The organism is uncultured Granulicatella sp. (genome assembly GCF_963545075.1).
GTDB lineage: Bacteria > Bacillota > Bacilli > Lactobacillales > Aerococcaceae > Granulicatella.
Genome location: NZ_CAUUHX010000029.1, coordinates 1 through 22,301, shown reverse-complemented (window position 1 = coordinate 22,301; position 22,301 = coordinate 1). Strand labels below are relative to the sequence as shown.

21 protein-coding genes are annotated in these 22,301 nt (G+C 34.2%); 7 read left to right on the top strand and 14 right to left on the bottom strand.

What is annotated here, in order from left to right:
- Positions 1 to 344: 344 nt before the first annotated feature.
- The 4 genes from RWZ86_RS05300 to RWZ86_RS05285 all read right to left on the bottom strand — a co-directional run bounded on the left by RWZ86_RS05300 (position 345) and on the right by RWZ86_RS05285 (position 3,489).
- Positions 345 to 1,691 carry a glucose-6-phosphate isomerase gene (locus RWZ86_RS05300; protein ID WP_314680501.1) on the bottom strand — a complete coding sequence of 449 codons (1,347 nt, stop codon included), beginning with the start codon at positions 1,689 to 1,691 and terminating at the stop codon, positions 345 to 347.
- 60 nt (positions 1,692 to 1,751) lie between these two features.
- Complete coding sequence (locus RWZ86_RS05295; RefSeq protein WP_314680500.1) at positions 1,752 to 2,144, bottom strand: CvfD/Ygs/GSP13 family RNA-binding post-transcriptional regulator; 393 nt, start codon at positions 2,142 to 2,144, stop codon at positions 1,752 to 1,754.
- 9 nt (positions 2,145 to 2,153) lie between these two features.
- On the bottom strand, positions 2,154 to 2,747 hold the full coding sequence (locus RWZ86_RS05290; protein WP_006702335.1) for a peptidylprolyl isomerase: 594 nt from the start codon (positions 2,745 to 2,747) through the stop codon (positions 2,154 to 2,156).
- A 94-nt stretch (positions 2,748 to 2,841) separates the two neighbouring features.
- On the bottom strand, positions 2,842 to 3,489 hold the full coding sequence (locus tag RWZ86_RS05285; RefSeq protein WP_314680499.1) for a CpXC domain-containing protein: 648 nt from the start codon (positions 3,487 to 3,489) through the stop codon (positions 2,842 to 2,844).
- Positions 3,490 to 3,641: 152 nt separating this feature from the next.
- Between RWZ86_RS05285 and RWZ86_RS05280 the strand changes: the two genes are divergently transcribed.
- The 3 genes from RWZ86_RS05280 to RWZ86_RS05270 all read left to right on the top strand — a co-directional run bounded on the left by RWZ86_RS05280 (position 3,642) and on the right by RWZ86_RS05270 (position 5,727).
- A complete protein-coding gene (locus RWZ86_RS05280; protein WP_314078392.1) occupies positions 3,642 to 4,151 on the top strand; it encodes a divergent PAP2 family protein in 510 nt (169 codons plus the stop codon).
- A 14-nt stretch (positions 4,152 to 4,165) separates the two neighbouring features.
- Positions 4,166 to 5,152, top strand: a complete 987-nt coding sequence (locus RWZ86_RS05275; protein WP_314680498.1) for an NAD(P)/FAD-dependent oxidoreductase — start codon at positions 4,166 to 4,168, stop codon at positions 5,150 to 5,152.
- A 68-nt stretch (positions 5,153 to 5,220) separates the two neighbouring features.
- Positions 5,221 to 5,727 (top strand): phosphatidylglycerophosphatase A, encoded by a 507-nt coding sequence (locus RWZ86_RS05270; RefSeq protein ID WP_314680497.1) that lies wholly within the window; start codon positions 5,221 to 5,223, stop codon positions 5,725 to 5,727.
- 258 nt (positions 5,728 to 5,985) lie between these two features.
- On the opposite strand, the gene RWZ86_RS05265 is transcribed toward RWZ86_RS05270, so the two are convergent.
- Entirely contained in the window at positions 5,986 to 6,690 is a 705-nt protein-coding gene (locus RWZ86_RS05265; protein WP_314680496.1) for a CpXC domain-containing protein, read from the bottom strand.
- 12 nt (positions 6,691 to 6,702) lie between these two features.
- Positions 6,703 to 7,959 carry a hypothetical protein gene (locus tag RWZ86_RS05260; protein WP_314680495.1) on the bottom strand — a complete coding sequence of 419 codons (1,257 nt, stop codon included), beginning with the start codon at positions 7,957 to 7,959 and terminating at the stop codon, positions 6,703 to 6,705.
- A gap of 136 nt (positions 7,960 to 8,095) precedes the next feature.
- On the opposite strand from RWZ86_RS05260, the gene RWZ86_RS05255 reads away from it, so the two are divergent.
- The 4 genes from RWZ86_RS05255 to RWZ86_RS05240 are packed head-to-tail and all read left to right on the top strand — an operon-like array spanning position 8,096 to position 10,900.
- Positions 8,096 to 8,779 carry an XRE family transcriptional regulator gene (locus RWZ86_RS05255; RefSeq protein WP_314680494.1) on the top strand — a complete coding sequence of 228 codons (684 nt, stop codon included), beginning with the start codon at positions 8,096 to 8,098 and terminating at the stop codon, positions 8,777 to 8,779.
- A gap of 9 nt (positions 8,780 to 8,788) precedes the next feature.
- Positions 8,789 to 10,204 (top strand): Y-family DNA polymerase, encoded by a 1,416-nt coding sequence (locus RWZ86_RS05250; RefSeq protein WP_314680493.1) that lies wholly within the window; start codon positions 8,789 to 8,791, stop codon positions 10,202 to 10,204.
- Positions 10,201 to 10,581 (top strand): hypothetical protein, encoded by a 381-nt coding sequence (locus tag RWZ86_RS05245; protein WP_314680492.1) that lies wholly within the window; start codon positions 10,201 to 10,203, stop codon positions 10,579 to 10,581. The genes RWZ86_RS05250 and RWZ86_RS05245 overlap by 4 nt, the downstream gene beginning before the upstream one ends.
- The gene (locus RWZ86_RS05240; RefSeq protein ID WP_314680491.1) at positions 10,556 to 10,900 is read left to right on the top strand and encodes a DUF5960 family protein; all 345 of its coding nucleotides are present in this window, start codon (positions 10,556 to 10,558) and stop codon (positions 10,898 to 10,900) included. Before RWZ86_RS05245 ends, RWZ86_RS05240 begins: the two co-directional genes overlap by 26 nt.
- Positions 10,901 to 11,187: 287 nt before the next feature.
- Here the strand turns inward: RWZ86_RS05240 and ileS are convergent, their stop codons facing one another.
- From ileS to RWZ86_RS05200, 8 genes are all read right to left on the bottom strand, one after another.
- Positions 11,188 to 13,974 carry an isoleucine--tRNA ligase gene (gene ileS, locus RWZ86_RS05235; RefSeq protein WP_314680490.1) on the bottom strand — a complete coding sequence of 929 codons (2,787 nt, stop codon included), beginning with the start codon at positions 13,972 to 13,974 and terminating at the stop codon, positions 11,188 to 11,190.
- Between the two features lie 298 nt (positions 13,975 to 14,272).
- Positions 14,273 to 15,025: a hypothetical protein gene (locus RWZ86_RS05230; protein ID WP_314680489.1), complete on the bottom strand. Its 753-nt coding sequence runs from the start codon at positions 15,023 to 15,025 to the stop codon at positions 14,273 to 14,275.
- Between the two features lies 1 nt (position 15,026).
- The gene (locus tag RWZ86_RS05225) at positions 15,027 to 17,774 is read right to left on the bottom strand and encodes an AAA family ATPase (protein ID WP_314680488.1); all 2,748 of its coding nucleotides are present in this window, start codon (positions 17,772 to 17,774) and stop codon (positions 15,027 to 15,029) included.
- A 532-nt stretch (positions 17,775 to 18,306) separates the two neighbouring features.
- The gene (locus tag RWZ86_RS05220; RefSeq protein ID WP_314112559.1) at positions 18,307 to 18,780 is read right to left on the bottom strand and encodes a hypothetical protein; all 474 of its coding nucleotides are present in this window, start codon (positions 18,778 to 18,780) and stop codon (positions 18,307 to 18,309) included.
- A 110-nt stretch (positions 18,781 to 18,890) separates the two neighbouring features.
- Positions 18,891 to 20,102, bottom strand: a complete 1,212-nt coding sequence (locus RWZ86_RS05215) for a CCA tRNA nucleotidyltransferase (RefSeq protein ID WP_314680487.1) — start codon at positions 20,100 to 20,102, stop codon at positions 18,891 to 18,893.
- A 19-nt stretch (positions 20,103 to 20,121) separates the two neighbouring features.
- Positions 20,122 to 20,649: a YpiB family protein gene (locus RWZ86_RS05210; protein WP_314680486.1), complete on the bottom strand. Its 528-nt coding sequence runs from the start codon at positions 20,647 to 20,649 to the stop codon at positions 20,122 to 20,124.
- A gap of 12 nt (positions 20,650 to 20,661) precedes the next feature.
- On the bottom strand, positions 20,662 to 21,936 hold the full coding sequence (locus RWZ86_RS05205) for a tetratricopeptide repeat protein (RefSeq protein ID WP_314680485.1): 1,275 nt from the start codon (positions 21,934 to 21,936) through the stop codon (positions 20,662 to 20,664).
- Between the two features lie 103 nt (positions 21,937 to 22,039).
- Positions 22,040 to 22,301, bottom strand: a 262-nt coding sequence (locus RWZ86_RS05200) for an HU family DNA-binding protein (protein WP_314680484.1), incomplete at its 5' end; no start/stop codon positions are given.

Here is a 22,301-nt window from a genome sequence, read left to right as displayed (position 1 = left end):
AAAAGGAATTTCCTCGTAGCAGTAGTGATTGAAACGGCATAGCCGTTCCAATCACTGGAAATTTTGAGACCTAGACTCAAAATTTAGCAATGAGACTCGCTTAGCGAGGCTGCTTGCGTCCTTGCTACATTTTGGAAATTCCATTTCTAACTCCAATACGTCTCCCATCTTATGATGACAACAAAAAAGGAATTTCCCCGTAGCAGTAGTGATTGAAACGGCTCAGCCGTTCCAATCACAGGAAATTTTGAGACCTTAGGCTCAAAATTTAGCAATGAGACTCGCTTGGCGAGGCTGCTTGCGTCCTTGCTACATTTGGGAAATTCCATTAAAAATTATTTAAATTATAAACGATTGTTCAACTCTTCTGCTAAGTCTTCAAATCCTGGTTTACCTAATAAAGCAAACATATTTTTCTTATACGCTTCAACACCAGGTTGGTCAAATGGATTCACACCATTTAAGTAACCAGAAATACCTACAGCGATTTCGAAGAAGTAAATTAAATGACCTAAAGTATAAGCTGACATATCAGGAATTGTTACAACAAAGTTTGGTACTTGACCATCTGTATGTGCTAATAAAGTACCTTGGAAAGCTTTTGTATTTACAAAATCCATTGTTTTACCTTGTAAATAACCTAAACCATCTAAATCTTCCTCAGTTTCAGGAATTGTTACAGTTTCATTAGGAGTACCCACTTTAATAACAGTTTCGAAGATATTACGTTGACCTTCTTGGATATATTGACCTAATGAGTGTAAATCAGTTGAGAAGTTTGCACTTGAAGGATAAATACCTTTCAAGTCTTTCCCTTCAGATTCACCGAATAATTGTTTCCACCATTCAGAGAAGTATTGTAAAGTTGGTTCATAATTAATTAATAATTCAGTCACTTTACCTTTACGATATAATACATTTCTAGCTACCGCATATTGATAAGCTTCATTTTCTTTTAAGTTTGGTGAGCTATAAGCCACACGAGCATCTTCAGCCCCTTGCATTAACGCATCTACATCTGCACCAGTTACAGCAATTGGTAATAAACCTACAGCTGTTAATACAGTGAAACGTCCACCTACATCATCTGGAATCACAAATGTTTGATAGCCTTCAACATCTGCTTCTGATTTTAATGCTCCACGAGCACGGTCAGTTGTTGCATAAATACGTTTAACCGCTTCTTCTTTACCATATTTTTTAATTAATAAATCTTTGAATACACGGAACGCAATCGCTGGTTCTGTCGTTGTACCTGATTTAGAAATAACGTTTACTGAGAAATCACGGTCGCCAATTAACTCAATTAAACCATGTAAGTAAGTTGAGCTAATGCTGTTTCCTGCGAATAACACTTGAGGTGTTTTACGTTGTTCTGCTGGTAAATAGTTGTAGAATGCATGATTTAAGAAATCAATTGCTGCACGAGCTCCTAAATATGAACCACCGATACCAATAACAACTAATACTTCAGAATCTTCTTGAATTTTTTTAGCTGCTTCCTTGATACGAGCAAATTCTTCTTTATCATAGTCACGTGGTAAGTTAATCCAACCAGTGAAATCTGCACCTGCTCCTAATCCCTCTCTTAAATCTTTGTCAACTGCTGTTACAGTTGATTGTAATTGATCGATTTCTTCTTGATTAAAGAAACCTAATGCTTTGGAATAATCAAATGAAATATGTCCCATGATGAACCTCCTAAAAATTTCTTCTTTCATTATATCAATTTTTCTATAAAATGAGTACTACTATGCTTTATTTTCCTTCGGCTTTACAAATTTTTCTTGCGCCTCTTCAATCCAATACGGTAATTGGTGCGCTAAAGATGAAAATCCAATTGGAGGAGTAAAGCGTTTCTTATTTCTCTTAATTCTCGTTGGTGTAGAAGGTACATCTAATTTTTCTAATGCACGAATTGATAAACTAATTTTATCGGTAAATTCATCTACATCAATTACTTTTGCAGTTACTTCTTCTCCAATTTTTACAAAATTATGCACATTATCCATATATCCATGCTTACATTCAGAAATATGAATTAATCCTTGTGTTTCTTCATCCAATGCTAGAAAAATTCCATAAGGTTGAACTCCTGTCACTTTAGCAGTAATCACATCTCCAATGCGATACATCTGTGTCATGTTCAACCCCTACCTTTTCACTACTGTCGTTGATTCAATCACAACATCTTCTAATGGACGGTCTTGACCATTACGTTTAACGGATTCGATTTTTAATACAACGTCCATTCCTTCAACAACTCGACCGAACACAGTATGACGATGATCTAACCAAGGTGTTCCACCATCTTTTGCATAAGCTTCAACAATTTTTTCTGGCCATCCCATCTCTTTTAATTGTGTTAACATTTGAGCAGGAACATGTTTCGCTGTTACGATGAAAAATTGTGAGCCATTTGTATTTGGTCCAGCATTTGCCATTGAAAGAGCTCCGTAAAGATTAAATAATTCTTTTGAAAATTCATCTTCAAATTTTGGACCCCAAATCGATTCACCGCCCATACCTGTACCAGTTGGGTCTCCACCTTGAATCATAAAGTCTTCAATCACACGGTGGAAAATGACTCCATCATAGTATCCATTTTTCGCATGTGTCACAAAGTTTTTAACCGTCTTTGGTGCACGCTTTTTAAATAATTCTAAAGTAATATCCCCCATATTTGTATGTAAAATTACAACAGGGTTACCTTTTAATTGTCTTCTTAATTGTGGAAATATAACCATTTTCCCTTTATTCTTCCCTTCTTTTCTAAGTTTTATACTGTTTCAATTAAACCATAAAATGCCTTTTTTATCAATTTATGGGCGACGTTTCAACCTACTCTTCTCCAACAGAAGCAACAATTTGTGCCCAATAGCGATCTACTAACAAATCTTTTTCTGGTTTTGCTTTTTCTAATTGTTTTTCTGCAATTTTTAACAGCTCTTCTGATACAGGAATAAAATGAGAAATTTTCTTTCCATTTACAATATAAATTCCCACTCCTGCTTCTTGTTGATTACTAAAAAGAATACGATCGAATACAATATTTTTTTGCAACATTCGATCTACACAGTAATATTTTACAATTTCAATGATACGATCGTCATAACCTTCTTCTGCAATACATAACTTTTCAAAAAATTCATCACAGCTTCCCACATAACGAACAGCATATCCGCAATCTAAGAAATCTTGATTCGTTGTTTGATCATCAATTAAGACTTGTTGCAATTCCTTTTGCATCTCTTCTTCTTTTGGAAAGAAATGAATTAAAATTTTCTTATCCATATCCTGATAATTCAAAATATATGGAATAAAGTATTTTTGTTCACAATGTGGACAAGTACATTGAAATACTGTTTGATTGATTAATTTTTCTTTTAACTCTGGAGTTTCAGTCACATTCACATTTTGATAAATCGTATAGTCAAAGGACTTTTGACATGTTTCACAGTGAATTGGGACTTGATTTACTTCTGTCATGAATATACCTTCTTTCGAATTCTACTGTGCCTAGTATACCACGCTCGTCAAAAACTTTCCCCTTTTATTTACTGTTTTTCCTTTCCTTATTTGGTATAACGTTTGAGAATATGGTATAGTATAAAAGACTAATTAGGAAAGAGTGTATCTATATGACTATTTTTGAAAATTATCCTTTAATAGCAGCATTATCATCAATATTATTTGCACAATTTGTTAAATTTCCAATTGCCTTTTTTACTCGAAAAAAAGGAGCACATTTATCCCTTATGACAAGTACGGGTGGAATGCCGAGTTCTCACTCTGCAGCCGTTACTTCACTCATTACAGCTCTCGGATTGGAATATGGATTTGCTTCTCCTCTTGTAGCAATTGCTACAACATTTGGTGTAATTGTCATGTTTGATGCGATGGCGGTTAGACGTCAAAGTGGTGAACAAGGAATTTTATTATCTCAATTATTTGAGGAACAATTAAGAGATGAATCTACAAAATTATCAGAGATTGAAATTGATGATGATGAACCGATTCAATTATTTAATACAGAAGAAAATAAAAAATTAATTATTAAGAAATATCTTGGACATAAACCAGTAGAAGTATTTGGTGGTGCGATGACAGGAATTGTCATTGCTATCCTATTACGCTTCTTATATTTCTAAGAATGGAGAATAAAATGACAACAGAAATCGTAGATATTGCCATTATTGGTGGCGGACCCGTTGGATTATTTACAGCTTTTTATGCAGGACTTCGTCAAGCTAGTGTAAAAATTATCGAAAGCCTTCCTCAACTTGGAGGACAACCAGGAATGTTATATCCTGAAAAAATGATTTATGATATTCCCGCTTATCCTGAAATTTTAGCGGGAGATTTAGTAGAAAACTTAATCAAGCAATTAGATCGATTTGAAGCTACACAAATTTGCTTAGAAGAAGAAGCTCTTCAAATTGAAAAACATGAAGACTACTATGAAATTACAACCTCTAAACAAAAACACTTTGCAAGAACGATTGTTATTGCATGCGGAAATGGAGCTTTCCGTCCTCGTAAATTAGAATTAGAAGGCGCAGAAAATTACGAAAATAAACAATTGTACTACTTCGTAACGAATTTAGAACAATTTAGAGATAAAAACATTGCTATTTGTGGTGGCGGAGATTCAGCAGTTGACTGGGCATTAACATTAGAAAAAATTGCGAAAAAAGTTAGCATCATTCACCGTCGCCCACAATTTAGAGCACAAGAGCATAGTGTTGAATTACTACAACAATCTTCTATTGAAATCTTCACACCGTTCATTCCTGAACGCTTAAATGGAGATGGAAATACACTTCAATCGGTCACTTTCAAACAAGCTCGTGGAGAAGAAGAAATCGAATTAGAAGTGGACGACTTTATTGTCAGCTATGGTATTTCCTCTTCTATCGGATCGATTAAAGATTGGGGATTAGAACTGCAAAGAAATGCGATTATCACAAATAGTAAAATGGAAACAAACCTTCCAGGTGTATTTGCCGTTGGAGACATCGCCACTTACGAAGGAAAAGTTCAAATTATCGCAACAGGATTTGGGGAAGCACCGATTGCTGTCAACCAAGCAATGGCATACATTCATCCTGAGAAGAGAATCCAAACCATTCATAGTTCTTCTCTTTTCTAGGAATATATGTTATAATGATGTATTCGTTTCCACTTTTAAATTCTGGAAACGTGGAAGGAGAGTTTTTTATGAAAAATACAAAAGAATTACATGAATATGCACTATCACTTCTTCATGAACGTGGAGTTGAATTAGAAGAAATTGCAAAATTAGTTTATTTCTTACAAGAACCATATTTTCCTAATTTAACGCTTGAACACTGCTACAATAATGTTGAATTTGTTCTAAAAAAACGTGAAGTACAAAATGCCATTATTACAGGAATTGAGTTAGATAAATTAGCTGAAAAAAATCAATTATCACAACCCTTAAACGATATTCTTACAAAAGATGAAGGTTTATATGGTGTAGACGAAATTCTTGCTTTATCAATCGTAAATGTTTATGGTTCTATCGGATTTACAAACTATGGTTATATCGATAAAGTAAAACCAGGAATTTTAGAATTATTAAATGATAAATCAAGTGGCTACTGCCACACATTCTTAGATGATATCGTAGGTGCTATTGCAGCAGCAGCAGCAAGTCGTGTAGCCCACGGATATCCAGAATACCAAGAATCAGAATTAGATTAATTCAGTAACATTAAATAAAATAAACTTTTCTAGAGTAGCAAGGACGCAAGCAGCCTCGCAAAAGCGAGGCTCATTGCTAAACATCGAGCCACGGTCTCGATGTTTCCTATTAATAAAATCCGCTTGACGCGAATTTCATTACTGCTACTATAGAAAAGTTTTTTATTTTATTATAAAGCTTCTTAACAACCAAGTTTTCAACTTAACTAACCTACAAATTTGTTAAACGACTAAAACTCATTGCAACCTCAGCAAAGCCTAGTTTTCGTCCTCTTCCAGTTCTTCGAGACGCTTTTTCATAATTTTCTTAATTTCATAAGTATCAACTTCATACTGTATACATTCACACTCTTCAGCAAATTCTTCTAAAATCGCCTCATATTCCTCTTCATCAAATTCTACTGCAAATACTGGACGATCATCCTGTACACCAACAAAAGCTCTATCTTGATCATCTATGAATACTAAACGATGAAATTCTTTATCAAACTCATACTGAAGCTCCATAAATGCTTTCAGCAATTCAACAGCCACATCATTTAAACCCGCTTCAAAAATCACCATTTTCTCCACTGCAGCACTATAGTTAGCTTCAAAACGAATACGATACCCTTGTTCATCCAATTCACGAACTTCAAGCACAAAATCTTTTTCCTCTTCTGATGTAATTCCTAATCCATGTGACACTTGCATGAGTTTAACACCACTATCATATTCATTGTCACTATAATAAATACGATATTTCTTTTCCTGATTGTCAATCACAAATTCCTCTTGATCTTTTAGCACAGTATATTCTTCTCGACAATGAGGACATTCAAATTCAAAAATAGATCCATCTAAAATATAAGGAATCAATTCTTGTTGTCTGGGTAATTCAACTTTTTGATATTCCCGTATATTAAAATGTCGTCTACAATGCAAACATCTAATCTCTCTATTTATAAATAATTTTTCCGTCATCTCTTCACCTATTTACTCTATATTCATCCAAATCGTAGCATCTTCATCGTCCACATAAGTTGTCCACGCTACACCAAAGGAAGCCTTCTTAGCTGTTGGTGGATAGTAAACGACACCGTTTGAATCCACTTCAATCTCATAGTGTTCTGGATCTACCTTTTCAGCCCACATTCCGACTGCTAGCTGATTCCACTGCCACTGGGCTCCTAATAAATCAATTCCCTCATAAGATTTAATATAGCGCATTTCCTCAAAGTCCATCGAAGTTTTTAATACAACCATTTTTCCTTCTAATTCCTCTAGTTGTGCTGGTTTTAAACGATATGCCCCATTGACTAAATTTTCTTTCCATACTCTTAATTTCGTAAATTCGTAATGCATTGGAATAACTTCTCCATCTGCTTCCAGCCAAAATTCCCCAATCGTTGTTTTTAAAATATGAACAGGGTTGACCGTTTTAGTTTTTCTACCAAAAATCGTTTTCTCTTTTAATTCATTTTCTCTAGAATTATAAATAATCTCTTCTTTTGGAATGGATAACTGATACTCGTTCACAGCTTCTTGATTGGAAGAAACAACATTCGTAATATATTTCAATTCTTCAATTGGAAAATCTGCTGCCTCTTCATCCCCGTAAAAGACTTTTTCGACGAAAGCTTCTACTTCTTGGAAATACTCTCCCACAGGAACCGTTACATAATCCCCCACTTGTACTTCTAAATTTTTATGGCATAAATATACATATTGTTTTCGACTACCTTCAAAGCTTACACGACAATATTTATATTCTCCATCTTGATGAGTCGGCTCAACTTCTTCCACTGGAGGAACACTATATTCACGACAAGATTCTAAGAAAGCTAACAATTTAAAAATTTCTTCGTCAAATAAACTAATCTCATAATATTCTGTTAAATATCTGCCACCTTTAATAAAAGGACGTATTCGAATTCCTAATAAGCAAACATCTGATTCATATTCTTTAGGAGAAAAATATAAGGCGATATCCTCTTCTTCAAATGATAAATGCCAAGGTTCTGTTCCTTCATTTTCTTTCATTCTTCTTAAAGATTCAATCCATTGATCCACTTCTCTTACACGGAGAAATTCTCCATTAACTTTTAAAGATACAAAAGCATTTTCAATTGAACATTTTCCATGCACCCATTGATTAGGAGTAGCTTCTTTTCCAATCGTACTTCCATCAAATTCAAATGATAATGTTGTCCCTAGAAATAATTTTTCTTTAAAACGAACTTTATTTCTCATATCATTCCTCCCTGTTCTTCTCTTGTATCTTATTATTTTTCAATTTTATTCGCTATTAATATAGGCAAGATATTGCCATTCGACATTTCCTATGCTAAACTGTTGTTAAGTTATAAATTAACAACGGAGGTGTATCATGTTTTCAGCCAATCGCCTAAAAGAAATCCGCACGCAACAAGGATATTCTCAATCTTTTATCGCTAAACAATTAGAAATTAGTCGAGTCGCTTACCATCATTGGGAAAATGGAAAAACCATTCCAAATCAAAAAAATTTAATCGCACTAGCAGAAATTTTCAATGTAGAAGCTAGTTATTTTGAATCGGAATACACTATTGTGACGAACTACTTACAACTGCATTCGAACAATCAAAGAAAGGCAGAACACTATGTAGAGCAATTACTTCATCAGCAACAAAGTCAACAAACGCTCTATCCGATTACCGTATTAGCAGAGGTAAAACTTTCTGCCGGATTAGGAAAAGGAATTTTTGATGAATATGAAACAGAAATTGTCTACTCTCCAACAGAGCAACGAGGCTATGATATTGCGGCATGGATTCAAGGAGATTCAATGAGTCCAACTTATCAAAATGGTGAAGTCGCTCTTATTCAAGCGAATGGATTTGACTATGATGGAGCTGTCTATGCCCTAACTTGGAACGAGGCAGTTTATATTAAGAAATTATATCGAGATGAACAAGGCTTTAAAATGGTTTCTCTAAATCCGAATTATCCAGAACAATTCATTCCTTATGAAGACAATCCACAAGTAGTTGGACTAGTCGTGAATCACTTTATGCCAGTATCTGCTTCCTAGAGGTTTAAAATGACCGTTATTGATTATGCAAGAGAACCGCATAGTAATATTGCCTTTATTGATATGAAATCCTTCTATGCTAGTGTGGAGTGTGTAGACCGTGGATTAAATCCATTAACAACTTGCCTTTGTGTTATGAGTCGTGCAGATAATGCTAATGGACTGATTCTTGCTTCTTCCCCTATTTTCAAGAAAATTTTTGGAAAAGCAAATGTCAGTCGTTCTTATGATTTACCGTTTCATATTCAAACAAGAAAATTCAATCTAGCTGCTGCAAAAAGACAAGGATTACCCATCAATCGAAATTTTATTCGCTATGTAGAAAATTGGGCACAAAAAACATTGATTGTGCCTCCGAGAATGGATCGATACATTGAAAAAAACATGGAAATTCAAAAGATTTTTCAAAGATTTGCTGCACCGACAGATATTCTTCCTTATTCCATTGATGAAGCGTTTATTGATTTAACTTCTTCCTTGAATTATTTTATCTCACATCATCAATTAACTAAAAAGGAAAAATTAGATGTCCTTTCCTCCAAAATCCAACAAGAAATATGGAGAAAAACAGGAATCATCTCAACTGTTGGGATGAGCAATGCAAATCCCCTGCTCGCTAAACTGGCTCTAGATAATGAAGCTAAAAAAACTAAAACAATGCGGGCAAACTGGTCCTATGAAGATGTGGAAACAAAGGTATGGAATATTCCTTCCTTAACCGATTTCTGGGGAATTGGCAGTAGAACAGAAAAAAGATTACATAAACTAGGGATTCATAGTATTAAAGAATTAGCTGAGAGTAATCCAGATGATTTACAAAAAGAATTTGGTATCATAGGAGTCCAGCTTTGGTTTCATGCCAATGGAGTTGATGAAAGTAATATCCATCAACCATATAAAGTACAATCAAAAGGAATTGGTAATTCACAGATTTTACCACGAGATTATATTCATCAAGAAGATGTAGAAGTTGTCTTATCAGAAATGGCGGAACAAGTAGCCATTCGCTTAAGAAGACGACATAAAAAAACAAAACTCATTTCTATTTATATCGGTTTTTCAAAATATGAAATGAAATCCTCGCTTCATTGCCAAGAAGCCATTGAACCAAGTAATCAAACAGCCATCTTAACAAAGGCTGTCTTACAATTATTTCGCAAAAAATATCATAGCGGTGCTGTCCGCCAAATTGGAGTACGCTATAGTGACTTAGTAGATGATAAATATTCCATCATTTCATTATTCGATGATCCCAGTCTCATGGAAAAAGAAGAAAAATTACAACAAGCCATTGATGGCATTCGAGATGAATTTGGATTTTTATCGATTCAAAAAGGAACTTCCCTGTTAGAAAGTTCGAGAAATATTGCTCGTAGCAAACTCATTGGAGGACATTCTGCTGGAGGATTGGAGGGATTAAAATGATTGATCGTTCTTATTTACCCTTTCGTTCTGCTCGCTTATATCAAGATCGAAAAATGGCAAAGTGGATGGGATTTTTCCTTTCTGAACATACAAGTGCATTAGAAGATGATGCAATTCCTATCCCTACTCATTCGCAACTCAATTTAGAAGAAAAATATTTATTATTAGGGCAATTACATTTATATGCTTTAAAAGCTCATATTTCTATTATTGAAAAAAAGCAACTATTGCACTATACAGGTACATTAGAAAACCTCACTGCTACGGAATGTTTATTAAAACTCAGTAAAGGCTATCAAAGAATTTTTATTGAGAACATCGTTTCTATTCAACAAGTAGAGGAGGAACAGTATGAATCAGCAAGATTATTATCGTAATGAACTGCAAATGAATTATTTTAGTGAAGAGTACCATCGTTTTGAAGAAGATTTTTATCGCTATTCTTCTCTAACGATTCCTCTGACTTTTTTAATCGATGATGTATTACTATCCATGGCAAAATCGAATCGTCCTTACTTTAAGCTGAATGGAAAGAATGCATTGGATCATCAGGATCATTATTTTCTCTTTAAGATTGAAGAAGAAGCGACTCAACCATCGATTCGACTCTATCGCTACTGTTGCGTTGCGCATTCACTAGAACAATTAAAGACACAGTATCTCTCACAACAAAAAAAACAGCTCTCTCCTAATTAGGAAAGAGCTATTTTTATTATAGACGAACCATAGTAGCACTAGGCATGAGACCGCAGGGCTGCTGCCGTCCGCCTGCTACTATACTAGAAAGTCATCCCATCATTTATCCGTCCTTCTATCATATGACCGATACAAAAAAGACTTCCATAGTAGCACAAGTGATAGAATCTGACATCACAGATTCTATCACCGGAAAATTTGAGACCTTAGGCTCAAATTTTAGGCATGAAACCGTAGGTTTGCTGCCGTCCGCTTGCTACTATAACAGGAAGTCTTTTAAAACAAATTTACTCTTCGCCAAGAAGCGCTTCTGGATAAAATTCACGCACAATTGTCGCACAACGATGACATAATGTTGGAGCATCTTCTAATGTTCCTACTTCTACTTTCACCGCACGACAACGTTGACAAGTTTCACCTTGTGCATGTTCAACAACCACTGAAACACCTTCACCTTGAACAGCATTTTCAGGAGCTACAGTTCCCACTGGCGCAACTTCTAATTGACTAACGATGAATAATTGAGCAACATCTGTTTGTAAACTGTCTAATAAATCAGCCACTTCTTGAGTTGGATATAATGTCACTTTTGCTTCAAAGTTTTTACCAATTAATTTTTCATTACGAGCTTCTTCTAATGCTTTAAGAGCTGTATTACGAACTTTAAAGAATTCAGCCCAACGAGCTAAAATAGCTTCTTCACCTTCATAATGAGTTACTTCAGGGAATTCTGCTAATTGAACATAAGCTTCCTCTTCTTTTAAGTATTTCCATACTTCTTCTGTTGTATGCACTAAAATTGGACTCAATAATTTTGTTAATTTCACTAAGATATCATACAATACTGTTTGCATTGCACGACGTTCAAAGCCATTTTCTTGATCAATATACACAACATCTTTAGCAAAGTCTAAATAGAATTGTGATAAGTCAACAGTACAGAAGTTGATAACCCCTTGGTAAACAGTTGAGAATTGATAGTTATCATATGCTTTACGGATACTATCTACTAATTGATTGAAGCGTACTAACATATATTGATCCACTGTACGTAAATCTTCAAACGCTACTGCGTGAGCTTTAGGATCAAAATCAGTTGTATTAGCTAACATAAATCTCATTGTATTACGGATTTTACGATAAACTTCTGAAACTTGGTTTAAGATATCATCACTAATACGAACGTCTGACTCGTAGTCCACAGAACTTACCCATAAACGAATAATATCTGCCCCTTTAGTCTTCATTTCTTTAGCTGGAGAAATAACATTTCCTAATGATTTACTCATTTTCTTCCCTTCTCCATCCATTACGAATCCTTGAGAAAGAACTGATTTATATGGAGCTTGGTGATGAATCGCAACACTTGTTGTTAAACTTGAGTTAAACCATCCACGGTATTGGTCACTACCTTCTAAATACATATCCGCTGGGAATGATAATTCTTCACGAGTTCCTAAAACTCCAGCATGAGAACTACCTGAGTCAAACCATACATCCATGATGTCTAATTCTTTTGTAAAGATACCATTTGGAGAATCTGGATGAGTGAAACCTTCTGGTAATAAATCTTTCGCATCCCATTCGAACCATACATCTGAACCATGTTTTTCAAAAATTTGAGCAACATGTTCTGTTGTTTCTGGTGTAATAATTGGTTCACCATTTTCAGCATAAAATACAGGTAATGGAACTCCCCATACACGTTGACGAGAAATTACCCAATCGCCACGGTCACGAACCATGTTATAAATACGAACTTGACCAGATGGGTGATACCATTTTACGTCGTTTTCAATCACATCTAAGATTTCTTGACGGAATGCATCAATTGAAGCAAACCATTGAGGTGTCGCACGGAAAATAACTGGTTTTTTCGTACGCCAGTCATGTGGGTAGCTGTGTACAAAATAACTTAAGTTTAATAATGCACCTTTTTCAGTTAATAAGTCTGTAATGACTTTATTCGCATCTGCATAGAACATTCCTTCAAATCCAGGTGCTTCATCTGTATAACAACCTTGGCCGTCTACTGGAGATAATACTGCTAAATTATATTTACGTGAATAATAGAAGTCGTCTTCCCCGTGTCCAGGAGCTGTATGAACTAAACCAGTACCCGCATCTAATGTTACATAGTCCCCATTCATCACTAATGATTCACGTTCATAGAATGGATGCCAAGCTGTCATATATTCTAACGCACTACCAGGGAATTCTTGTAAAATTTCAACATTTTCCCAACCTAATGTAGCTGTTAATGATTCTACTAAATCTTTAGCAACAACGAATGTACCAGCAGAAGTTTTCACTTGTGCATAGACATAATCAGGATGAACGAAAATTCCTAAGTTTGCAGGAAGTGTCCAAGGAGTTGTTGTCCAAATCACAAATGAAGTATCTTCACCCAATAAACCTTTTCCATCTTTTACTTTGAATGCTACATAAATAGAAGCACTTTCTACATCTTTATATTCGATTTCTGCTTCAGCTAATGAAGATTCACTAGATGGTGACCAATAAATTGGTTTTAATCCTTTGTAAATATAGCCATTTTCAGCCATTTTACCAAACACACGAATTTGTTCAGCTTCAAATTCAGGTTTTAATGTTACATATGGGTTATCCCATGTACCCGTTACACCTAAACGTTTGAACACTGTTCTTTGATTGTCGATTTGACGCCAAGCATATTCTGCACATAATTTACGGAAATCTGCTACTGACATTTTTTTACGATCAACACCTTCAGCATTTGCTAAAGCTTGTTCGATTGGTAATCCGTGTGTATCCCAACCTGGAACAAATGGTGCACGGAATCCGCTCATTGATTTACTACGAACGATAAAGTCTTTTGAAATTTTATTTAACGCATGTCCCATGTGAACATCCCCATTGGCATATGGAGGACCATCATGTAATACGAAAGAAGGTTTACCTTCATTTTTTAACTGACGTTGTGCATAAAGGTTTGCTTCTTCCCATTCTTGTTGATAATCTAATTCTTTTGTAGGTAAATTCCCACGCATTGGAAATTCTGTTTTTCCAATTTGCAATGTTTCTTTCATCTTCATTGCATTTCCTCCTTTGTCTATAAAATAAAAAATCCCCTGCAAAAGCAGGGGCGAAAGTTTCGCGGTACCACCCAAATTCTTGAAAAGTTATTTGTACTTCTCAACTTGGTAAATTGTTAACGCTATTTAGGCGATATTTCTTACTATTATTTCGGAAATATATCTCAGAGATGATTCTCTATCTTTGAGGGACATGCTAATCTTTCACCAACCATTAGCTCGCTCATTGTATCAAAAATAGAACGTTCTCTTCTACGAATATCAAAATAATACGCTATTTTTATTAAAAATGCAAGTCCTATCCTCTTACAGCCTCTTCGCTGGCTCTTACATATTTGCGAACTGTACTCTTATGGAAGAATAACGAGATAAAGGCAACTGGAATTGCTACAAAATATTTAATAATTTCTACAATAAGCGTAATAATCAAAAATGAAAGCAGATGTGATCCAATATCTTTCTTCATTTTCATCTTATAGCCACCGAATAGTCCACGTTTGACTTTCCCAGTACTATAATCCATTACTTCAGAAGCAGCATATCCAGCACGAATTCCACCATATGGTGTAAAGAACCATCCTAAAATTCCACCTTTAAAACGACGATAATCGGCATACCAACTATAAGTATAATTAGAAAGCAAAATATACCCAAACCAGAAGATTTTTCCAAAAAATCCCATCTCTCTAAAAGAAGCAAAGTATTGTAATAGTGAAATTACTAAATATCCAGTTAAATAAAAACTAAAGTCTTGCTTCGGTGTATCAAAATATCCACCATATCCTGAGTAAGGAATAATTTGAGGATCTAATTCTGAATCCTTTGGATATTCTGAAGAAGGTTTAGTTTGAAAGACTGGATTCTTTTTCCATTCATCTGAAGTCGGATCAACATAATCTGAAGAATTTGATTGTCCTTTTTTTGGTGGTGCTACATAATCATCTCTTTTTAGAGGAGCTACGTAATCATCTGATTTTGGAACTACTACATAGTCCTTGTTTTCATTATCAGAATCTTTTTTCTTTTTTGGTGGTGCTACATAATCTGTCATCTTATGCCTCCCTCATTTTTTCTAAATCTTCACTTGTAATCGTATTAAAATCACTTGACTCATCTTTTGTCACACGACGAGACATATGCGCCAATAATTTTTGGTTAAAGTTACGAATCCAACGTCCATTACTATGGTCATCAGTTATAGCATAAGCTTCCTTCACAACTGCTCTGTAACTTTCTGCATCATATTGATAGCCTTGACCTTGCAGGATAAATTCACCAATCTGTGCAATTTCATCTGGACTATAGTCTTCAAAATCAAATGTCGTAGGAACACGACTCTTCAATCCTGAGTTAGATTCTAAAAACTCTGCCATTTCTTTATGATATCCTGCAAAAATAACAACCATATCACGACGATGATCTTCCATAAATTTCAAGATTTCATCAATAGCTTCTTGTCCAAAATTATCACTAGAGCCATGTTTTAAAGAATAAGCTTCATCAATAAATAAAACTCCACCAAGAGCAGCATGTAAATGTTCTCTTGTTTTAATAGCTGTTTGCCCTTGATAACCGCCAATTAAATCACCACGAGATACTTCAATTAATTTATTCGTAGCAATTAAGCCTTTTTGGTACAATAATTCTGCAACAATTCTAGCAACCGTTGTTTTACCTGTACCTGGATTTCCTAAGAATAATGAATGTAAAGTCGTAGCAGAAGTTGCAAATCCTTCTTGTTCACGTTTACGATTCATTTCAGCTTGAGCAATAAAATCTTCTACTTGCTCTTTCACTTTATGAAGACCAATTAATTGATGTAATTCTTGCCATGCATCTTTCTTCGTACCATTGTCTTGATACTTACCAATCTCTAGAACAGCATCAATATCTGCATTTGTAATGAGCGAAATATCTTCACTTTTCTCAGCAATAACACGAGCAATTAATTGTTTAATTATCTTTTCGTTAAAATTACGAATCCAACGAGCATTACTACGATCTAAGGAACGATTATATTCCAACGTCACTTTACGTGTATAGTACTCCACATCTGCAATTTCATAGCTATTTTTTTGTAGACCTTTAATCCCCATTTGAACAATTTGTTCTGGAGTATAGTCTTCAAAATTTAATCGATTTGGAACACGTGAAGTTAATCCTGGATTAATTTGTAAAAATTGTTCCATTTCTTTCGTATATCCCGCAAAAATAATCATAATCTCATTTTTATGGTCTTCCATATATTTAAGAATCGTTGTAATAGCTTCTTTACCAGTATCATTCGTACTCTTCTTATCTAAGGAATAAGCTTCATCAATGAATAGTACCCCACCACGTGCTTCTTCTAATTTTGCTAAAGTTTGAGTCGTTGTTTGGTTTACATATCCAGATAATAAATCTGATTCAGAAACTTCTACAAATTTAAATGTATCTCCAAATAAAGCTCCTCGTTCAAATAAGATTTTACCCATTAAACGTGCAACGGTTGTTTTACCCGTACCTGGATTTCCCATAAATAATGAGTGTAATACTAATTGTTGAGGTGGTTCCCCTCTTGAAACACGTTGTTTATTATAATCAACCATTCCAATTAATGTATCGATTTCTTTTTTAACAGCTTCTAACCCAACTAGGCTTTGTAATTCTTCATAACTATCTAATTCTTTAGGAGCATTTTCATCTCCTTCTGCTCCAATTGCTTTGGTATGACGAACAGATGCATGTAAAATCGAATTCTCATCTGTATCAATGTTTAATTCACTCGAACTACCTTGTGCATACATTAATTCTTGAACATGAATTAATGAAGATTCTAATCCTTTGATAGACACTTCAAGAGATTTTTCAAATAAAAGTTGTTTCGCAAAAATAGTTGAGCAATAATACAATCTTAATGGAATACTTGACTTACTTTCACACTGGAATGTAATCATTCCGTCAGCAAAGCAATAAGTATTTGGACCTAAATCAAAGTTATCCATAATTTTACAATTATTTAAACGAGTAATTGTTGCTCTCAAATCCATTGATTGAACCGTTACTTCCGTCAAAGTTACGCCACTTTTATTTTCAGAATAGATTCCTTGTCCTCTATCTAGTTTACCAATAATTCCTGTATCTAATTGGAATGAAGAATCACTGACCCAAATCATTGGATAACCTTTCAGCATATCGCCACCATAAAATTGGCAATTATTAGCTTCTAATCGTGAATCTTTTTGTAAGTAAACAGCATTTCCAAAATAATTCTCACAAATGGTATTTGTAAATTTCATCTCCGAACCTTCACCAATTGTTCGCCATTGGAAGAAACAATCACTTACTGTTAATGAACTATTTCTAAAATAAATGCCTTGATTTCCACTATCACTAATAAAATGTGTTTTACAATTTTCAAATGTAACAAAAGAATCGTCTTTCGCAAACATTAAATAATTTTCATTATCTTCTTCTGTACATTCAAAAACACAGTTTTTAAACGTAACAGCACAGTTTTCGTTAATAATCATTAATGTTGTATTGCTAACATTCGTAAACCAAATGTTTTCAAATACTACGGATGCTCCACAATCAAGAGCAATACATCCTTGAAATTTATTCGTGAAGAATGATTCTCCATTTTCTTCATCTAATAATCCTAAAAAAGTAAGATTTTTTGTAATTTCATATGGATTATCCGTTGAAAATTTTAAGTAATAATCTTTTTGGATTTCCAATACATCGCCTACTTTAGCGGCTGCTATGGCATCATTAAAATCCCATGTATTATCATCATATCCTACTTGATATGTCGGCATTTACTCACCTTCTTTTTTGTTTCAATCATGGTTATTTTACCTGTTTTCCTTCTTTATTGTCAATTTATTATCAGATGTTTTCAGGTGAATATTTTATGAACAAAAAAAGACTCCTTATAGTAGCATTGCTTCCATCCTTTACTACTATATCAAAGAATTCCTCTTTTCATACGTACCTTCATATCCTTACGTAAAAATGAAGAAAGACTTCTTATAGTAGTATGAGTACTAGAATCCGAATCAGATTCTAGTACAGGAAAAATTGAGACCTAGGCTCAATTTTTAGGAATGAGACACCAAAGGTGGCTGCTTCCGTCCTCTACTACTATATCAAGAAGTCCTCTTCTCATACGTACCTTCATATCTTTACGTAAAAAATGGAGAAGGACTCTTTATAGTAGTAAGCGTAAAAGTAGCCGAAAACCGGCTACTTTTACTAGGAAAAATTGAGACCTAGGCTCAATTTTTAGGAATGAGACACCAAAGGTGGCTGCTTCCGTCCTTTACTACTATATCAAAGAGTCCTTCGTAATTAAATCTCTGGGTAAATATCTTCCACAGTTTTCGCTGGGTCAATTACAATGTATAAGTGACCATGTGTGCCAATAGCTGAACTTTGGTATTTATTGTCATTTCCATCTTCATCTACTGGGCTATATGGGAAGTAAACACGATCTGTTGAAACAATCACGTCTGATTTTGGATGATCGCTATCTAAATATAAAATATCCATTAATTCGATATCGCTATATTTTTTAACACGTTCGAACATTCCTAATTCTAATCCACCTAAGTTAATGTCTTCAGACATTACGTGGTCTGCTTCAGGAAACACTTCAATACGTAATGATTCACATGGATGAATTTCTTGGAATTCACTTCCATTAATACGACCAAACGATGTTGTAACTTGTTTGATCCATAAATCTCCAATTAAACGACGGTTAATCGTCCATGTTTCTCCGTTACGGAATACAAAACGTAATCCTGACATTACTTTTTTCATAAAAGTCTCTCCTTTTTATGTATGTTCTCACTCTTTTCAGCAGTGAAAACACTTTTTTATTCTTTACTCTTCGAATTTTACCATTGAACACAAATATTTTCAATGATTATTCACTTTCCAGTTCCAAAGTGAGTTAAAACATAAGATTCCAAAATTTCTGCATCATTTTGTATACTTTGCTCTAAAATCATTGTTTCAACCGTTTTTAATACCTGCCCTATAATAGGGCCTTTTTTATCTAATTTTAAAATACGAATAATATCATGACCATTCAATTGAATATCATTCATGGAACGAATCGGTAACGACTGATACGTAGCTTCTAAGTCTTCCATGGAAACACTTTCACCTTGAGCAATCAATAATTGCTCCACTTCACAGGCAACTTCATATGAACAATCATAAGCTAAAAAGAAATTCCACTCAGCATTTTTTCTTGCACGATACGTTCTATATCCAACTAATACATCTCGAATTTGTTCATTTGAAGACTTCCAAGATTTCAATAAGTGAGTTACTTCTTTATCACTCAAATTTAATTCATCTACGAATAAAATCCAAGCTTGCAAGACACTCATCTCTTTTAAAGGAAATTTTGCTAATTTCAAAAGAATCTCATCTTTCCCATCAAATAATGGACACGCTTGGTATAAGCCCGTTTCAACAAATAATTGCAACGCTGCTTTACGGTAAGGGCTTTGAATCATTTTTTCAAATTCCACTTTCATTCGTTCCACAGCTACTTTAGATAAATTCATTTTTAAAAGAGAAATAGCATTCTTCGTTTCCTCTTCAACTTGGAATCCTAACTGACCAACAAAACGTACCGCACGAAACATCCGTAATGCATCTTCATTAAAACGTTCTTTTGCATCTCCAACACAGCGAATACATTGACGCTCTAAATCCCCAATTCCATCGAAGAAATCCATTAATTGATCATCAATCCCAATCGCTAAAGCATTAATCGTAAAATCACGACGTTTTAAATCTTCTTCTAACGAGCGAACAAAAGTTACCTTATCTGGGTGTCTAAAATCCTCGTAACCTTCTTCTGTTCTAAAAGTAGTGACTTCATAACCTTCTTTATGATGAATCACCATTACTGTTCCATGCTCAATTCCTACATCTACTGTATGAGGAAAGATTTCTTTCACTTCTTGCGGAGTAGCACTTGTAGCAATATCTACATCTGAAATAGGCTTATGAAGGAGCATATCTCTTACTGAACCACCTACAAAATAGGCTTCATATCCTGCATCAACTAATTGTTGCATTACAGGTAATGCTTCTAAAAATAATGGTTCTTTTTGAATCGACATTCACTCGCCTCTCTTTCTCTTACTTTTCAAGTTCTTTCAATTGTTCTGTTAATTTAATAAATAGCTCTTGATTTCCAGTTTCTAACGCTTGATCAATTTGAGCTAAAATTTCTTGTTTCAATACACTTGTTTGTATTTCTGTTAATGCTTGATGTATCTCTTCATCTGAAGAACTTTCTTCTTCATAAAAAGGATTTTTTTCTAGTATACCAAATTTAACCATCGTTAAGTAAGCATCTTCGAATTCCATTTCAATATAACATTCTTCTTTCCAATTCAATCGAATATCATGAAAAGCTTGTTCTGGATTACTAAAACGTGAACCTGCTTTATAAAAATAAAACGATTCATCAGGTGCTTTCTCTGTCGAAAACCACATTCCTTTTGGTGTACAATCCACTCGTTCAACAAAATGAATTTGTTTTAATAATATTTCATGATTTAATAAATAATTTAATATCCATAAGGCTTCTCTTCTTTTTAAAGCATGATTCGACACAAACCATGAAATAAAGTTTTTCTTATCCTCTAAACTCGGTTGAAACATCTTCTCCACTCCTTATGCTTCAAAATATTGCTGTAATTCTTGTAAATCCTCATTTAATGGTTCAAGATGTTGACCATGTTCTAACCACTCTTTTGCTTCAGCAATTCTGCCTTCCTCTCGAAGGAATCTTACATAATCAACAATAAACTCTACTGAATCTTCTAATTCCACACTAGCTTTTTGATAAAACTCTAGTGCTTCTTCGAATTCTTCTAGCCCTTCTTTTGCTCTTGCCATTAAATAAAAAATTTGACCATTCTCTAAGCCTTCTTCTATCTCTTGGGCTAAAATATCTTGTACCTCTTCAAACTCTTCTTGGTATAATAATACTTCTGTATAAGCTTGCAGAATCTCAAATGATTCAGGCGATAATTCATAAGCTTGTTTTAAGGCTTCTTGTCCTTTTTCCATTTGTCCAATCGATAAATAAGAAACGCCTAAACTAAAGAATGGATCTTTTTCATATGGATAAATTTCTGTAATTTTAGATAAGCTCATAATTGCTTTTAAATGATCATGTTTAAACATTTGAATATGGCTTAATCCTAGTAAGGCTTCATAATTTTCTTCATCACGAGATAACACTTCTTGATAGATTTTTTCTGCATGGTCATAATTTCCTTCTTGGATATCATGTTTTGCAATACTAATTAATAACTCATTCGAAGCTGATTCTAATCCTTCATCTGATACTAGTTCTTGTAAAGGTTCTGCATTCCCCATTTCTAAAGAAGCTTCCACTAATAATTCTCTTGCACGATTTTCTTCTCCAGTTTCCTCCTGGGAATTTTTTAAAAATCTTTCTAAATACTGAACACTTCTCTCCATCGAACCTGATTCAAACAATAAAGTTCCTAAATAAAAATCTAAAATAGCTTCTTCAGGAGCTAATTCTTTTGCGAGTAATAACTTTCTTTCAGCTACGTCATAATAGCCTTGTGCTTTATATAATTCCGATAAAATCACTAAAACGCTTGGATAATTCGGGTTATCTTCAGGAATATCATATAAAACAGATAAAGCTTGATCATATTCCCCTTGGTTCACTAAAATTTCAGCAAGTAAAATGGTCCAAGCAGATTCTTCAGGTTCAAATTGCGTTAATAATAAATATGCCTGTCTTGCTTCATCAAAAAATCCACTACTCGCACTAAAGGCAGCTAAATCAATTAATTCTTCTATGTTATCTTCTGTCACTTCTTCCATAAATTGATGAAAAAGTGAATATACTTTTTCTAACTCTTGTTCTTCTAATGCATTTTGAATTTGTTTAACGATTGATTTCATAATTTCTCCATTTCTATAGGCAACAAAAAAGATGCTATATTGATTTAACTCTAATATAGCACCTTTATGAAATAGTTTCTATGAAAATGTCATAATAAACTGATTAGTTTTTTACAGCATCTTTCAAAGCTTTACCTGCTTTGAATGCAGGAACTTTGCTAGCTTCGATTTGGATTTCTTCTCCTGATTGAGGGTTACGTCCTTTACGAGCAGCACGTTCACGTACTTCAAAGTTACCAAATCCGATAACTTGTACTTTTTCACCTGCTTGTAATGCTTCTTGAATTGTTTCGAATAATGCATCAACTGCTGCTGAAACATCTTTCTTTGTTAATTGCGTTTTTTTAGCTACGCGATCTACTAAT